This window comes from Paenibacillus silagei, assembly GCF_017874735.1.
Taxonomy (GTDB): Bacteria; Bacillota; Bacilli; order Paenibacillales; family Paenibacillaceae; genus Paenibacillus_AQ; species Paenibacillus_AQ silagei.
On sequence record NZ_JAGGLV010000002.1, the window covers coordinates 297,524 to 314,194 of the forward strand.

General features: G+C 42.5%; 15 protein-coding genes. 8 read left to right on the top strand and 7 right to left on the bottom strand.

Features of this window, described 5'->3' with window-relative positions:
- Positions 1-162: 162 nt before the first annotated feature.
- Entirely contained in the window at positions 163-912 is a 750-nt protein-coding gene (locus tag J2Z70_RS04630; protein ID WP_209869904.1) for a LytR/AlgR family response regulator transcription factor, read from the bottom strand.
- Between the two features lie 175 nt (positions 913-1,087).
- Here J2Z70_RS04630 and J2Z70_RS04635 point away from each other — a divergent pair, with 175 nt between their 5' ends.
- Genes J2Z70_RS04635 through J2Z70_RS04650 form a run of 4 tightly spaced genes read left to right on the top strand, consistent with a single transcriptional unit; the run spans position 1,088 to position 6,111 of the window.
- Entirely contained in the window at positions 1,088-1,762 is a 675-nt protein-coding gene (locus J2Z70_RS04635; protein ID WP_209869907.1) for a response regulator transcription factor, read from the top strand.
- On the top strand, positions 1,750-2,898 hold the full coding sequence (locus J2Z70_RS04640) for a HAMP domain-containing sensor histidine kinase (RefSeq protein ID WP_051478161.1): 1,149 nt from the start codon (positions 1,750-1,752) through the stop codon (positions 2,896-2,898). The genes J2Z70_RS04635 and J2Z70_RS04640 overlap by 13 nt, the downstream gene beginning before the upstream one ends.
- A 58-nt stretch (positions 2,899-2,956) precedes the next feature.
- A complete protein-coding gene (locus J2Z70_RS04645) occupies positions 2,957-3,631 on the top strand; it encodes an ABC transporter ATP-binding protein (RefSeq protein WP_036727203.1) in 675 nt (224 codons plus the stop codon).
- Positions 3,628-6,111 (top strand): ABC transporter permease, encoded by a 2,484-nt coding sequence (locus J2Z70_RS04650; protein ID WP_036727205.1) that lies wholly within the window; start codon positions 3,628-3,630, stop codon positions 6,109-6,111. The genes J2Z70_RS04645 and J2Z70_RS04650 overlap by 4 nt, the downstream gene beginning before the upstream one ends.
- Positions 6,112-6,163: 52 nt before the next feature.
- On the opposite strand, the gene J2Z70_RS04655 is transcribed toward J2Z70_RS04650, so the two are convergent.
- The 5 genes from J2Z70_RS04655 to J2Z70_RS04675 form a co-directional block, all read right to left on the bottom strand.
- Positions 6,164-7,153, bottom strand: a complete 990-nt coding sequence (locus J2Z70_RS04655) for a S8 family peptidase (protein WP_209869910.1) — start codon at positions 7,151-7,153, stop codon at positions 6,164-6,166.
- Between the two features lie 124 nt (positions 7,154-7,277).
- Positions 7,278-7,436, bottom strand: coding sequence for a hypothetical protein (locus J2Z70_RS04660; RefSeq protein WP_179090430.1), 159 nt, complete (start codon positions 7,434-7,436; stop codon positions 7,278-7,280).
- A 40-nt stretch (positions 7,437-7,476) separates the two neighbouring features.
- Positions 7,477-8,511 carry a radical SAM/SPASM domain-containing protein gene (locus J2Z70_RS04665; protein ID WP_209869913.1) on the bottom strand — a complete coding sequence of 345 codons (1,035 nt, stop codon included), beginning with the start codon at positions 8,509-8,511 and terminating at the stop codon, positions 7,477-7,479.
- A 3-nt stretch (positions 8,512-8,514) separates the two neighbouring features.
- Entirely contained in the window at positions 8,515-9,768 is a 1,254-nt protein-coding gene (locus tag J2Z70_RS04670; RefSeq protein ID WP_209869916.1) for a radical SAM/SPASM domain-containing protein, read from the bottom strand.
- Positions 9,734-11,422, bottom strand: a complete 1,689-nt coding sequence (locus tag J2Z70_RS04675) for an ABC transporter ATP-binding protein (protein WP_245367975.1) — start codon at positions 11,420-11,422, stop codon at positions 9,734-9,736. The genes J2Z70_RS04670 and J2Z70_RS04675 overlap by 35 nt, the downstream gene beginning before the upstream one ends.
- Positions 11,423-11,723: 301 nt before the next feature.
- On the opposite strand from J2Z70_RS04675, the gene J2Z70_RS04680 reads away from it, so the two are divergent.
- The gene (locus J2Z70_RS04680) at positions 11,724-12,635 is read left to right on the top strand and encodes a LysR family transcriptional regulator (protein ID WP_036727207.1); all 912 of its coding nucleotides are present in this window, start codon (positions 11,724-11,726) and stop codon (positions 12,633-12,635) included.
- Between the two features lie 79 nt (positions 12,636-12,714).
- Here J2Z70_RS04680 and J2Z70_RS04685 read toward each other — a convergent pair whose 3' ends face one another.
- A complete protein-coding gene (locus J2Z70_RS04685) occupies positions 12,715-12,912 on the bottom strand; it encodes a hypothetical protein (RefSeq protein ID WP_209869923.1) in 198 nt (65 codons plus the stop codon).
- Positions 12,913-13,354: 442 nt separating this feature from the next.
- Here J2Z70_RS04685 and proB point away from each other — a divergent pair, with 442 nt between their 5' ends.
- The 3 genes from proB to proC are packed head-to-tail and all read left to right on the top strand — an operon-like array spanning position 13,355 to position 16,662.
- Positions 13,355-14,458, top strand: coding sequence for a glutamate 5-kinase (gene proB, locus J2Z70_RS04690; RefSeq protein WP_209869926.1), 1,104 nt, complete (start codon positions 13,355-13,357; stop codon positions 14,456-14,458).
- Positions 14,459-14,517: 59 nt separating this feature from the next.
- Entirely contained in the window at positions 14,518-15,765 is a 1,248-nt protein-coding gene (locus tag J2Z70_RS04695; RefSeq protein ID WP_036727212.1) for a glutamate-5-semialdehyde dehydrogenase, read from the top strand.
- A gap of 30 nt (positions 15,766-15,795) precedes the next feature.
- The gene (gene proC / locus J2Z70_RS04700; protein ID WP_036727214.1) at positions 15,796-16,662 is read left to right on the top strand and encodes a pyrroline-5-carboxylate reductase; all 867 of its coding nucleotides are present in this window, start codon (positions 15,796-15,798) and stop codon (positions 16,660-16,662) included.
- Positions 16,663-16,671 lie beyond the last annotated feature (9 nt).

A 16,671-nucleotide genomic window follows, 5' to 3' on the forward strand; every position in this document is an offset into this window, starting at 1 on the left:
CCTCATAATAGTAGAATCGTTCCTATGAAGAGAGCGTGGAGTCTCTCTTGAATGTTCTAAATATAACATCGCCACGTTTATAATTCCAAGATATGATTTCTATAGCGCTGATAGGCTGTACCTATGAGACACAAGATTTTAACAAAAGGCTCTTGCAGGATTTCACTTCCTAATATTCATACCCTCACTAACCTTCTGAAGGAACTTGTCCAGCACCAGAGACCTTTTCCGCCTGCTTAAGGGAAGCAAGGTTCCATCATCAAGACGAATTTCAATATCATCAACCGAAAAAATATATTGAATATTTACTATACAAGTTCTATGTATATCAACAAAACCCTGCTCGCTATATTGCGCTATTAAATCTATAAATTTAAATCCGTGCAATAAGTAGGTTCTCCTTTTGGTATGTAAATAGCTTTTCCTGTTTACACTTCCAAAAAACATTATATCATTTAAGGGAACTTTGATTAACGCTCTTTTATCGCCTGTGATGGTAACTTTAAAAACTTGAAGTTGCGGGTTATCATCTTTTATAGCAGTTACCACACGATCTATTATTAAAAATAATCTTTCGTTCATGAGTCTTTTAGGTAAAAAACCGCTTATATCATACTGGAAGGTATTTAAAACCTCTTGTTCGGAAGAAGTAACAAATACCAGCTTGAATTTTTTATCGAAAAGGCGCAGTTTTCTCGCCACTTCTTTCCCATCCATTACCGGCAAGTCTAACTCCAAAAAAATGATATCGTAATACGAATGATATTGCTCAAAATCATCAATTAGTTTTTTACCATTTGTATAAGTGTAGATGGTTGTATTGACTTTTAGCCTTTTGAATATTCTTTTTGCTTCAGATACAATGCTATTCAAAAATTTAACATCATCATCACAAAATGCAACATTTAGCATTCAACCACTACCCTTCATTATTTTTGTGGCATTAAATTTGGTTCGAGTCGAATCTATTATTCTTCATCCATCTGCCATTATTACCATATTTTCCTTATAATAATAGCATAAAATCAGAATCAACATTGGTCAAGATACTAGTCATAATTAAAGATTCTTAAGGAGGTTTTTTAGATTGAAGAGTAAAATTTTGCTCATTGATGATGAAAAAGGAATTATCTCTATTCTGAAGAATTACTTTGAGTCATCAGGTTATCAGGTATATTCAGCTCTTAGCGGAAATGAAGCACTTGAAAGAGTCCATTGTCAGCCCGATATTATCCTGCTTGATATCAATATGCCAGACATCGATGGTATTACAGTTTGTCAGCGAATTCGCAAGTATATTTCCTGTCCAATCCTTTTTCTAACGGCTAGAGTTGAAAGTAACGATAAAATTATCGGTTTTCGCGCAGGAGCAGATGACTATATCCTCAAGCCCTTTGATATTGATGAATTGGGGGTAAGAGTAGAAGCCCATTTACGTCGCGAAAATCGTATGCATAAGCAATCTATAATCCGTTTTTTTGGAGATCTTACCGTAAATTATTCTAACAGGGAAGTTTCTGTCTCCAGTTTTGTTGTACCACTGTCAAAGAGAGAATTTGAAATTGTAGAACTGCTTTCTATGAATGCCGGGCAAGTTTTTGACCGCGACCACATTTATGAAGCCATTTGGGGAACTGACGGAGAAGGAAGCAGCGATACGATTATGGAACATATTCGTAAAGTTCGTGCGAAACTCGCGGTATTTACTCAGAAAAGCTACATTGATACGGTATGGGGGGTAGGCTATAAATGGAACGGATAAACCATATGAGTTTAAAAAAAGCATTCTTTTTTCTATCGGCCATATTTTTACTTATCGCTTTGCTCCTGAGCGTCATATCAATTTGGGGGATCAGCGAAATTTCCAGGCATTATGGGCCGTCTATTGAATTAAAGATGGATGGCAATGATGTCAGAGCCACACCAGTGCCCCCAGAACCTGCTTACCCGGCATGGTATCACATTTTTAGCATCCTGCAATTTGCGCTTCCCACTCTATATGTACTAACAGGATTATTTTTAGCTGATTGGCTTTTTTATAGGATTAAGCTTAAAATGCCCCTGGCCGCTCTGCAAAATGGAGCCCGGCAAATTATGCACAACAACCTGGACTTCTCGATTGTATCTTCTGCAAGTGATGAGCTTGGACAGCTCTGTGACGCATTTGAAACGATGCGATGTGAGCTTCTGAAAAACAACAGGGAACTGTGGCGGCAAACTGAGGAGCGAAAGAGGTTAAATGCTGCTTTTTCTCATGACTTGCGGAATCCCGTAACCGTAATCAAAGGCTCGGTAAAGCTGCTTAAAATGGGAATAACAAGTGGAAAACAAACAAAAGAAGAGATCGGTGATACACTTTCATTACTTGAAGAGTATTCCGGCAGGATTGAAGCTTTTATAGAAACGATGAGCAGTGCCCAGAGATTAGAGGAAATGCAATGCAATTTAAAACAGGTTCAGTGGTCGGCTCTAATCCAAGAGCTTTCGGTAAGTCTGACGATATTACGTAAAGACAAGAAGCTTAATCTGCATGATAATAACGCCAACAAAAACGAGTGGATTTGGGTTGATCGGTCCATTGTTTATAATGTGGCAGAAAATCTCGTTTCGAATGCCGTCCGGTACGCCCGTAAGCAAATTAGTGTTGCTGTCACCTGCGATGATTCCAGTATGCTTCTTACTGTTCAGGATGATAGTGAAGGCTATTCTCAAAATATGTTATCCCGCGGTACAGAACCGTTTTTACGCGGAGATCATCCTTCTGGGGATTCAGGGCATTTTGGGATGGGACTGTACATTTGCCGGCTGCTCTGTGAAAAACACGGAGGCACCCTAGCCTTACAAAATACAGAGAATGGTGCAATGGCAACGGCTTCATTTAATATTTTGAAATCTTGAGCATTTTTTGAGATTTATATTCTACACTCTCCTTATCAATTGAAAAGGAGAGTTGTGTATGTATATTGAGGCAAAAGACCTTTCAAAACTTTATGGCAACGGCGAAAACAGTGTCATTGCCCTTAATCATGTTAATTTAGAAATTGCGCCTGGAGATTTCATTTCCTTTATGGGGCCTTCGGGTAGCGGGAAGAGCACATTGCTTCATCTGTTAAGCGGTCTGGACAAACCTTCATCCGGCAGTGTTATCTACGATGAGAAAGATATCTACCTCACCAGTGACAAGGAGCTTTCCGCTTTTCGTCGCCAGAAAATCGGATTTATTTTTCAACAATTCAACCTCTTACCTGTCCTGACCGCAAGGGAAAATATTATCATGCCTCTGCTGTTGGACAAACGCCAGGTGGATGAGGCTTATCTTAAAGACCTAACAGATATGCTTGGAATCAAAAGTCGAATGACCCACTTGCCCAGCGAACTCTCTGGTGGCCAGCAGCAACGTGTCGCCATTGCCCGAGCACTAATTGCAAAACCTGACATTGTCTTTGCTGACGAACCCACGGGAAACTTAGATAGTAAAAGCGGCAACGAGGTTATGAGTTTACTCTATGATATTTGGCGTACGATGCGCAAAACCCTTGTGGTTATTACCCATGACAACCAGATCGCACGCATGGCGGAACGACAATTTGTTATTGTAGACGGCCTCCTTTCGGAGGTGGCGGCGAAATGAAATCCTATCGTTCTCTTGTATGGAAAGAGTTGAATAACCAAAAGATCACTTCCGTCTTAATTTTAATTGCAATTATTCTATCTACAATTATGACTACGGTTATCGGCCAATCCCTTGGTATATTAAGTGCTTTGCGTCAACAGCAGGCTGCAGCACTTAATGGCAACCGTTATGTTACTTTTCATCAACTTACACAAGAGCAAAAAGAGAAGCTTAACTTCGATAATAGATTGTCGTTCTCAGGTAGCTTTATGAATATCGGCACCTCAGTAATACCGAATACTAAACTTTCTATTTGGCTTCGTGAATATGAAGATGATACACTTTCAGTCTACCCATCCATAACACAACTTTCATCCGGACGCTTACCTCAGTCACCCCATGAAGTTGCCTTACCACAAGATGCATTAAATCTATTGAATTTTTCCGGCAAACTTGGAGACCACATTACATTGCCGATCCGTATCTCGCTTATACGGGACGATCAGGCTCCCTTTGAATATAAGACTACCTTCACTTTAACCGGCATTTTAAAAAGTAATTACTTAGGGTATGTATCCGGCGGTGTTAACGGTATTGCCGGTCAAGGAACAGCGGAACAGCTGCTGCCGAAAAAATACCAACTGTACTCCACAGATGTTCGTATGATAAACAAAAATCACTTCCAGAACACGGTTGATGATATCGCCGCTCAATTTGCTCTGCCTGAATATTGCATTCAGTACAACGACATCCTTCTAGCAGCAGTGGGTATTGATTACACCCATAAGAGCGATGACTCAGACAATGGTTCCGGTTTTCCCTTTATGGCCGTTGCAAGCGTTCTCGTTGGTACTCTTGTTCTTTTAGCCTCCGGTCTTGTTATTTATAACATTTTGAAAATCTCTGTAACGAAACGCATCCGCGAATACGGTACATTACGCGCTCTTGGTGCGGAACGCAGTAAACTATATATATTAGTATCGCTACAGCTTGCCCTACTCTGTGGAATAGGTGTTCCTGCAGGGATCACTTTTGGCATATTGTTTGCCAAAGGAATTACCATCTCCGCAACCAGCCTCTTGTCTCCGGACCTGTTTCTAACAAGTTCATCGGAAGAATTAGCCCTGTTGATAGCCAAAAATAGTTCCGGGAAAATACTTCCTCTGCTCATCAGTACAGTAATTACATTATTGTTTGCCTATCTTGCAGCATTCCCTGCCGCAAGATATGCGGCAAAGGTTTCTCCGACGCTCGCAATGTCAGGTCCGTCAATACGGGTTGGACGAAAAAATCGAAAGGCTCGGCGTATACGTTCCTTCGAAGCCTTCTACGCAAGAATGAATATGAAGCGAAATAAAGGCAGAACGACAATTACTATCTTATCATTATTTATGAGTATAACGGTATTTATAGCATTACAGAGTTTTTCCACATTATTGGATACGAGCACTGCCGTACAAAAAATGCATATTGGTGATTACTCCATTACCAATAAGACAACTGGTTTTTCTCCAGAAGTGGTGAAGGAACTCAAATCCTTAGCAGATATAACTTCCGTTTCCACCTTGAAATATAGCCTGTATACACAGGATAGCAAGGGGCAGATGCCAATTTCCACATCTTTTTCACTACAGCCAGGCGAGGCGCTGCATATTATTGGTGTTGATGAAGATCGGTTAAAAATGATCGCACCAGCACTTACCCAACCGGAACTCCAGGATTTAAAAGCAGGAAAAGCCTGTATTATCAAAAATCCCATCGCCATAAATTATGGAGATACCCGATTAAGCAGTACCTTAATTTCCGTAGGCGATAATATATCTGTCAATAACTTGACGTTACAAGTTCTGCATGAAAGCAGTAATTCAATCACACTGGATAATGACGGATTTGTAAACGGGGTTCAAATCATTGTATATGATACGATCTACGATCAGATTACAGAAACAATCAATTATTCGGAGTTGTATCCTGTCTTGTCACCCAACGCTGATAAGGAAAATGTTGAGAAAGTTATTACTCAAATAAGTGAACAAGCTGGAGGGGGCCAATGGCTTTCTTATCAAGATACAGATACACAGCTTGCAGAAAGCTATCAGCAGATCAAATGGTTAGCATGGGGATTGATTCTGTTTATCGGGCTTATAGGAATTCTAAATATAATTAATACCGTGTACACAAATATTCATACCCGTATTACTGAAATCGGGGTTCAGCGAGCGATAGGCATGAGCATTTCAAGCTTATACAAGACCTTCCTTTGGGAAGGCGCCTATTACGGAATTATCGCAGCTATCGCCGGTTCTATAGCAGGGTATTCATGTTCAATCTTTGTAAGTGCTGCTAAAACAGACACCATAGAGCTTATCCCCGTTCCATTTCTCCCCATTATGGGAGCTGCATTTATTTCTATTGTGGTTTGCTTAACCGCAACATGTATTCCACTCCGCAAAATCGCAGACATGAGTATTGTGGATTCCATAGAGACCGTTCAATAGCGGATGAACAACTTCAAAAATACATCAGCAGAAATACTCCTGATGTATTTTTTTATTCGTCATTCATTTCTTTAGTATGTTCAATAAATTTGGTTAATGTGCTTATTGAACTAAAAACTCTATAATCAACACCATTATAATTAATGCTGACACCTGTAATCGCTTCTATTTCTTTTAAAATCTCAAAAAAATCATTTGGATACAATAAATCAATTAATTTAGTGCTCGCTAGTTGCTCTGCGGTAATATCTCTATCTCTTTTCTTAAAATATGAGAACAATATTTCTTTTATTTCGTTATTTAGTTTGCTTTGGCCTAGAACTTCAACCGAATCGAAATTTAGTGTATTAGCACCAATAACATCGTTTGTTTTCCATAGTTTTCTTTCGGCAAATGTTTGCAATAATACTTCCAGTTCCTCGTATTTCAAATCAGGTTTCTTGATTAATATATTCAATACTATACCTGTAACAGTTGCGGTAGCCTTACTCGTTCCGCCAAACATTTTATATGAATCACTTATACTCTTTACTAAATTAGGCGTTTTATTAGCGATACATTGGATCACCTTGCTTTTATTGTACCAATAATCACTGTTCCCCTGAAGTATAGCACCATTTATACCGATTGCTCCATCGCATGCAGCTGGATAACCCAAATAACCTTGATTAGGTGCTGAAGATATTATGATCTTACCCTCACTCTTGAGTTTATGTATAATTGGTTGTAGCCTTGATCTGCTTTTTTTCTTAATTGTAGTTAAGCTAAGATTAATTGTCCGAATATTAAGTTTACGCGTATACTCCAAGGCTTCTATTAAGGTATCAAGTGAACTCTCCATATTTTGATTTAATGCTTTAATCGCAAAAATATTGGGCTGCGCTTCACACATTTGCGCTATTATATTCGCACATTGAGTACCATGACCATTATCGTCTTCGAAATCGCTATCTTCATCAGTCAAACCCATACCACCGATAACATTTCCAATGGAGTTCTCTTGAACTATTCCCGTATCAATAATGATTACATCAGGATTCATTTTTGATCTCCCTATAGTTGCATATAATAAGTATGGGTAGTGATTTTAATCACTACCCATTATATAAAAATAGACTAGGAATGCTGAAATGGTTTTTTTAAGTAAATTTACCTACTTGTTCACATTAAAATGCGCAAGTAATTTTACAGCTGAATGTAACAGAGCAACCTGCTGGGTTAGAGGCACTTTTTCCAGACCAATCGGCACAATCATCTTTACAACCTTGCCCTTTTACTTCTAATGCATTAATTTTGTCCGCAATTTTTTTAATCTTTAAACTCATAATAAGTCCTCCTTCTTCGCATTCCTAGCTACTTCTATCTCTAAACTGATTTTAAAAAACTATAATTGGCATTTTCAAAAGCACATATTGTTGCTGAAGGACACAATCCGTCATCAGTTAATAATTCATTGAGGTATCGGCATCTTACAGTAAGACAACTGCTATAATTATTGCACCCTTCACATTCCATCATGTTGCAGTCATTAATTCTTGAGATATCTGCTAAGTAATCATTATTAATTCCTCCTAGATGTACTGAACCGATTTTATATTTAGTATCTCCTACAACATAGGAACACGGATAAATCTCTCCGGTTGGGTCAATGTGAATACTGCTATAACCGCCAGAACACTTATTTTTCTTGAAAATATTATTTTCTAAGATTGGAATTTCCACATTTTTTTCATCTAACCTATTCCTTAAATAATATTCTTTCAACAAACCAAGCTGATCTAAATAAGCATCTATATGTTTCTCATCCCAACTCTTATCGAAATAGTCAGGGATACAGACAATCACTAAGAATCCCAATTCTATCAAATGTTTAATACTTTCAAATAAATGAGAAACTGTTTGAGCACCAAATGTAACTCTAGCCCTAATATTCTTCCTTTTTTCCAATGTCATATTAACCTTATTTATAATTGCATCATAAGAACCTGTACCATTTGAGAATAGCCTTGTTTGATCGTGAACCTTTTTATCGCCATCAATACTTATTGAAAAATCGTAATTCATATTTTCCGCCAAGAATTCAATCTTCTTTTTGTCAAGTAACACTGCATTTGTTGTAATACCAAACATAACTATTTTTTTATATGTGGCGAATAATAATTTCAGTCGTTCAGTAATGTATGTTATTAGGTCATAATTTAATAATGGCTCCCCTCCATGGAATTGTATAATTAATGGATCCTCTGACCAATTATCATTAGTACTATAGTTCTCTTGGATAAAATTAATTATTTGATCCGCAGTATTGCGATCCATATCTATTTCCTTTTTGTCGTTTCCTTCATAACAATAGCTGCATCTCAGGTTGCATGCTTTAGTTACCCAAATTCCTATTAACATTGCTCAATCCTCCCATACAATCCTTTGGAAGTTACGTTTCAGTTCTGGACAAACACTTTCATAAAAACCATCATTGCTCTCTATAAGATCTAAGTAATGCAAGCAATTCCAGCAAAATAAATTAACATCACAATCTTTACACTTTTCATGTTTATCAGGCTGTAAATACTCCCAATTTTGATATCCATCATATTTTTTAAATTCACCACTCCCCAGAAAACTGCTTAAATCTTCTATCTCCAATATATTGCCTACATAATATTTATCTCTCTCCAATAAACCGCAAGGATATATCTGTCCTTTACTATTTATATAAATCTCTTTAAATACCCCCCCACAGAGACAAATATGAACATCATCAATGTCAAGATTCATCATTCTTATTTCTTCAATTTGAACTTCTTTTTCTTTAGGCTGCAATGAATCTTTATTATCTTTTCCTCTTCCAATTGGGCTAAAAGCCCTTGCAATGCCACGGGTTCCTAATTCTTTATTTAATTCCTCAAATTGATTGCGTAATACATAGTTCTCCTTAGTCAAGACCATTGATAATGAAATTTTATCGAAATGGTGATTTTTTAATAATTCAACCGAATGCAAGACCTTGTTAAAAACTCCTTTTCCACGTATTGTTGAACATGTGTCTTCATTAACACCATCAATACTAAAATCTATTGCTGATACATGCGCCACTAGTTGTTTCACATTTTCACTATTAATTAATGTCCCATTCGTCATTACTCTGATTTCACCATCGTAAATATCATTCAGGTGAGATAGAATCTCAAAAAAATCCTTCCTAATTAAAGGTTCTCCACCCGTTAAGCAAATACTCTTGGGTTTTGATTTAACCACTTTATTCAAAACCGTTTTTAGAACATCCGTGTCCAACGGATCGCTCAAATTTGTTAAGTCAGAATCCACGCAGCAATGTTTGCATCTGAGATTACATCTGTTGGTAATTGCTATATCAACACTGAAATTTTTATCGAACAGTAACATCTCTTCCGTATCGGCCAGCAAATTTTCTTTGTACAAAAGTTGCAACAGCTCGAAGAAGTATTCCTTATCTTCCTGGTCTTCAAACGCTTCAATCAGTTCATTAGTCGTTGCGCTTTCCTGCATGGCAAGTTTAAGTATTTCATAACATTCCTGACTCATTTTCATCCATTTTCCATTCCTTCGATTCCCTAAAATCACTTTGTTTCCATGAGTCAAAACTTTAGTAAACTGACCTAACATAATATTCCTGTTCATTTTCTTGTTCCTCCGCTAGCATTATTTTTCTATCACATATATTTAAGATTTGCTCTCTATGTGTAATAATTAATGCTGTTTTTCCTTCTAGTTTTCTTCTAATCACATTGCAGATTACCTTTTCTGCTTCAATGTCCATAGCTGAAGTGGGTTCATCTAACAAGTATATAGATTTATTCTGAAGGAAGAGGCGTATTAACGCTATCTTTTGTACTTGTCCACCCGAAAGATTTAATGAATTTTCTTTAATCATTGTATCGAGCCCATCAGGAAAATCCTTTATTGCTAAGCAAAATTCCTTCATCGTCTCAATAATCTCATGATCACTATAGCGATTTTTAGTATCCAGAACATCCCTTAAAGAACCGCTTAATATAAATTCACTTTGTAATAAGCAACCGACTTGATGATGCAGATAATCCGTTTGGTAATCTCCAATAATCACTTCATCTATTAGAATTTCCCCTTTTTGAGGTACACAGAGCTTCGTAAAGAGTTTCATTAAGGTTGTCTTCCCGCATCCATTTTTGCCTACGATTCCTACTACTTCACCCGGTTGGACCTCCAATGATAACCCTTTCAATATTTGATTGGATTCTTCATAGCTAAAATCAATTCTATTCACACTAATCTTGCCTGATAGATCGAGGTCAGGGGTGTAATTTCCTTCTTGAATAACCTCTTTATTATCCAAAACTTCAAATATCCGTCTAAAAATAGGAATGTTTTTTTTGAAAGATATATACTCACTACCAATCGAATTTATTGGGCCAAACATTCTTTGTACATAAATGATTAAACTGAATAAAACACCTACTGTCATCGTCCCTGATAATACTCTTTGCGCCCCCATGAGCAGCACTACAAAAATAATGATTACGCTATAACTTGAAACAATACTAAACAACGCAGTAATCATTCTTAATTGTTTTATTGCTTTTTCTACTACAGACCGGTTCTTCTTGCAGTAACCACAATAAGCACGTTTTACTTCACCTGCCATTTCAATATGATTCACATTATTTAGTATTTCATTTGTATAGGATGAGAAATCTGCAATTTCTTCTCTTAATGGCACCACATATGCTTCAATTTTTTTACCGTATTTTTTTTGAATTAAAGCAAATGAAAAAGTAAGCAATATTAAAATGATTCCAATAGTTTTATCTATGTAGATTAAATATGCGGAAATGCCTACTGCAATTAATGTATTGGATAAAATTCCGCTTATTGATTTTGTGAAAAGGCTTTCTATTGATGAGATGTCTTCTTCTAAAACTGTAAACATGTCTCCAACCTTGTGCTTGCTCCAAAAAGCTACATTGGTATTCATTAATTTTTCAAAAACCATTTCTTTTATTTCAGAAACAAAGCGTTGTGAAAATTTATAGAAGCTAACTTGATATAAATATTGGAAAGCAACCATCGTACATCCTACAATCAGCATAGTAATAGTGTAATTGGCAATATCTCCAATGTTCCTATTGCTTATTCCTAAGTCAACTATTTTACTTATGTAACTTGGAAATATAATTGACGAAACACTATAAATTAAAACAAATATTATGCATTTTATTTGTTGAAGTGTAAAATCCAAATATCTGAGTCGACTAGAACCGTTTAAGTACTGTAAGCACTTTATCCAGTAATACATTTAGTTTTATCCCTTCGATTTGTGTATTATTTTACTTTTTTAACATTATTATTATCTATAAGACAATCATTTTCTTTCAATACACTCATAATAAACATAAATGTAGAAATATGCCATATTCCTCGACCGAATGGTGCTTTTTTCTCACCCAATGGTTGGTTATGCCAAATTTAAATCATTTCCCCAATATGACAGCTACTGCAACCCTTGTAAAAACCGATGTAATCAGACCGATTTATAGGATATACTTATAAGAAAGCGGATTACTATTGATGGTACCTAACCTGTAAGGAGGTTTGAAATGGAACTGCGTCAACTGCAATATGTCCTGCAAATTGCGGCTGAGCGTAATTTTTCCCGGGCAGCAGACAAGCTGCATATCGCTCAGCCTTCACTCAGCCAGCAACTCTCCAAACTGGAAAAAGAACTGGGTGTCCTTCTTTTCCAGCGCAATACCAGTTCAGTAGAGCTGACTCATGCCGGTAAGAAATTCGTCGAGCAGGCTCAGACCATCATTGATGCCGTAGAACTGCTGCGCCAGGAGATGTCGGATATATCCCAGCTGCGCACCGGACGGGTTGTGGTTGGCAGCATGCCGATCACCGGTGCGCATCTGCTGCCGCATGTGCTGCCTGCCTTCAAACGCAAATACCCCGAGATTGAAATCACGCTGCTGGAGGACTCCTCCATGAATCTTGAGAAGCTGACAGCCAGCGGCCAGACAGATCTCAGCCTGCTATCCCTACCACTGGAGATTCCGACTCTAGCTCATGAGGTTCTTGGAGAGGAACGGATCGACCTGGCAGTCCCGCCTGAGCATCCGCTGGCGGCGCGGATGCTGCTGGGTACACGAACTTCGCTGACCGAGCTTAAGGATGAACCGTTCATCGTGCTCAAAGAAGGACAGGGCTTCCGCAAAATGACGGTGGAGCTATGCCGTGGAGCCGGATTTGAGCCGCGGATTGTCTTCGAGAGCAACAATATGGAGACCGTCCAATCGCTTGTAGCCACCGGAATGGGCGTAACGCTCGTGCCACATTTCATTGCACGGGCACCGCGGAGTGAATTCGTGCCTGTCTACCTGCCTTTGGCTGAACCGGTACCCAGCCGTACTCTGGTTGTCGCTTACCGGCGCGGACGCTATTTGTCCCGTGCTGCGGAAGCTTTCATTGAAACCTTCCAGACAACGGTCGCCGGACTGGCAGGCGAATAAGCCGGCGGAAACAAATGCCCATCCAGCTCTTATCATGAGGCCGGATGGGCATTTGCTGTATTTTGGCAGAAGCAATTATTTATTTGCGCAAATTATACTGCGTGATCATACGGTTCTGGTCATCGGGCATACGGGTAGTACTCTCTTCAACCGGTCCTTCTGTGCGGGAATCTCCGGCTTTTTCCTCGACAAATTCTCGGATCGCTTTGTTTTGAAATTCGGCGGCTTCTTTGGAATTCTGATTCTGTTCCTGTCGGACATTAGTCTTCTTACTCAATTCAATCCACCTCCTGGTAACTGATTATAAATACTTTACCCGTTCCCCTGAAGGACAACCAGGAAATCCGCTCCCTGCCCCAGCAGAAAAATATTCGTCCGGAGCTCTTTGCAAACCCTGCTTCCCCATGGTATTCTAAATGACAAATAGTGAAACGTGCTGACGGGACCAGTAAGAATGGACGTATATTCGTGTGCAGAGAGTAAATTCCTGAAGGCTGGGAGAATTTACCGCGAAGGTCATTCTGAATCCTACCCCTGAGCGGCCTGCCCTGCAGGACGGATACTCCCGTTATGAGAATGAAGTCGGATGAACCCTCATCAATGAAGGTGGTACCGCGGAAGTTAATCAAGCTTTCGTCCTTTGCTAAGTCTAAGGATGGGGGCTTTTTGTCATTTCCGGGTGTTACAGGCATTTCAATTCGAGAGGAAAGTGAAAGACAATGACGTCAAGAATTGTGGTCAAAATCGGCAGCAGCTCACTCACAGGTCCCGAAGGCGGCCTTAATCGTGAGGCGGTCGCCTTCTTCGCCGCCGAGATTGCAGCGCTCCGCAAGGACGGCTGTGAAGTGCTGCTGGTCACCTCCGGGGCGGTCGCAGCCGGCTTCCGGGGCATCGGCTATGCTTCCCGCCCAAGGCTGCTGCATGAGAAGCAGGCGGCGGCGGCGGTAGGACAGGTTATGCTGATGCAGGCTTATCAGGAGGCCTTCGCAGGCCACGGTATACCCACTGCTCAGATTCTCCTGACCCGTACGGACTTCTGCAGCCGCCGGGCCATGAACAACGCCATGATGACGGTTGAAGAATTGCTCCGCCAAGGCGCCGTGCCCGTGTTCAACGAGAACGATACTGTATCGGTGGATGAGCTGAAGTTCGGTGACAACGATACCTTATCGGCGCTGGTTGCCAATCTGCTGAAGGCCTCGCACCTGCTGGTGCTGACCGATATGGACGGCGTCTACAGCGGCGATCCCCGCAAGCACCCGGATGCTGTGCGGTATGAGCATATAGAAGAGATTACACCTGAGATCTATGCCATTGCAGGCGGTGCGGGCTCAAGCGTGGGCACCGGCGGCATGCGCTCCAAGATCGACGCGGCCAAGATCGCCACGCGGGGCGGCGTTCCGGTCTTCGTGGGCCAGGTTAAGGAGCCAGGGGATTTATCACAGGCCGCAGCAGGGACGGGCAAGGGCACTTATTTTGCCACCACACTCTCCTCTCTGCCGGTCAAAAAACAGTGGCTGGGCTTCATGTCTACCCCTCTCGGATCACTGTATGTCGATGACGGTGCTGTTGAAGCGCTGCTCCACGGGGGCCATAGCCTGCTGCCGGTCGGGGTTAGACGGATTGAGGGAAACTTCCATTCAGGGGATGTCGTCGAAGTGCTCGGCCCGGATGCGAAGCTGCTTGGGCGGGGCATCGTCAATTATGATGATAGCCAGCTCCGCAGCATTCAGGGGCTTCCGAGCCGCGAGATTGTGCCCAAGCTCGGTGAAGTGCACCGGCTGGAGGTGATCCACCGGGACGAATGGATCACACTGCGTTAATCTTGCACAACCTATTGTATATCCATGTGCCAACATAATTTTTTTGAGGAGGAATTGCCATGAGTGAAGTGGTTAACAAGACAACGCTGGCCAAAGCAACCACAGGGGTACTCGCAAGCCTGACTACCGCCCAGAAGAATGAAGCCCTGCTGGTGATGGCTGCCGCCCTGCGTGCCGAAGCTGATTACATTATTGCCGCCAACGCCGAAGACCTGGAGCGCGGCCGGTTGAACGGAACACCGGAGTCGATGCTCGACCGGCTGGCCTTGGATGCGGGACGGATTGACAGCATAGCCGAAGGCTTGCAGCAGATTGCCGTTCTGCCTGATCCGGTTGGAGACAATTTGGAGACGATCGAACGGCCAAACGGCCTGCACATTGAGAAGGTACGGGTTCCGCTTGGAGTCATCGGCATTATCTATGAAGCACGCCCCAACGTCACCGTTGACGCTGCCGGACTGTGCCTTAAGACCGGCAATGCCGTGGTGCTGCGCGGCGGCTCCTCCGCCCTCTCCTCCAACCGTGCCATTGCCGAGGTGCTGCACCGCGCACTTGCTGGTACCGCCCTTCCGCCGGATGCCTTGCAGCTGATCGAAGATCCTAACCGTTCCTCCGTGGATGAAATGCTGAAGCTGAACGGACTGCTGGATGTCATCATCCCGCGCGGAGGAAGCTCTCTGATTCAGAATGTGGTTCTGAACGCCACCGTACCGGTTATTGAAACAGGAGCAGGCATATGCCATACTTATCTGGATGCAAGTGCCAATCCGGAAATGGCCCGGCGTATTAGCGTGAATGCGAAGGCCCAGCGGCCTTCGGTCTGCAATTCAATGGAGACACTGCTGGTTCACCGTGCTTACGCCGAAGAACACCTCGCCGCACTTGCCGAAGCCTTCCGCGAGGCCCGTGTGGAGCTGCGCGGCTGCCAGGATACCGTTGCTCTTATCCCTTGGGCTGTGCCTGCCACACCAGAGGACTTCGCTACAGAATACAACGATTATATTTTAAATATTCGTATCGTTGACACGCTGGAAGAGGCTCTCGGACATATCGCGGAATTCGGCACCAAGCATTCCGAATGTATTGTAACTGAAGACGCGGCGAATGCTGCACGCTTCCTGCAGGAGATTGACGCTGCAGCGGTATATCACAATGCATCTACCCGGTTCACAGACGGCTTTGAGTTCGGCTTCGGTGCCGAGATCGGCATCAGCACCCAGAAGCTCCATGCCCGCGGGCCAATGGGACTGCCTGCATTGACTTCAAGCAAATATATGATTCACGGCTCCGGCCAAATCAGGGGTTAACTCACTCAACTTATAGGGGGACTGCCAGCCATGTGCCAGCAACCAGCAATTCCGCTCATCAATCATAATATCGTTTTTTACGGCGCAGGCTCGATGGCTGAGGCCATTGTGCGGGGATTGATCGCCCGGAATGTAGTGGAATCGGGCCGAATTATTATGCTGAACCGCAGCAGCAGCGAGCGCCTGGCTGAGCTCCGCAGCCGTTACGGCGTGCTCGGCTATAATGCTCCCGAGTCCAAGCTCGAGGCTCTGCGCACTGCGCCGGTCATCGTTCTAGCCATGAAGCCCAAAGACGCTGCCGAAGCGCTCCGTTCACTGGGACCGCTGCTGTCGCCGGATCAGCTCGTCATCTCCGTCATTGCCGGGTTGACCATACGTACGATGCAAGGCTTACTGGGTAATCCGCAGCCTGTGGTCCGCACCATGCCGAACACCTCTAGCTCCATCGGCCTTGGGGCTACCGGGATTGCCTTCTCCAAGGAGGTTGGCGAAGACAGCCGCCGTACAGCGCTTAACATCTTCGAAGCGATCGGCCTGACGGCGGTCATTGACGAAGAACGGATGGAGACCTTAACAGGGATCTCCGGCAGCGGACCGGCTTACATCTATTACATGATGGAAGCGATGATCGCTGCCGGTATCCGCGGAGGGCTGCCGCTTGCGCAGAGCCGTGAGCTGACCGTCCAGACCGTGCTTGGCGCAGCCCGGATGGTGCAGCAGACCGGTGAAGAGCCTGCCGCCCTGCGCAAAAAGGTCACCTCGCCGAATGGATCTACCCAGGCGGCCATTGAAGTACTGGAGCGCGGCGATTTCTTCGAGACCGTCATTTCCGCCGTCAACCGGTGTGCGGAACGTTCCCGCGAGATGGGCTCGGCTCTGGAGCAGGAGCTGCACTAATTTTTCGGC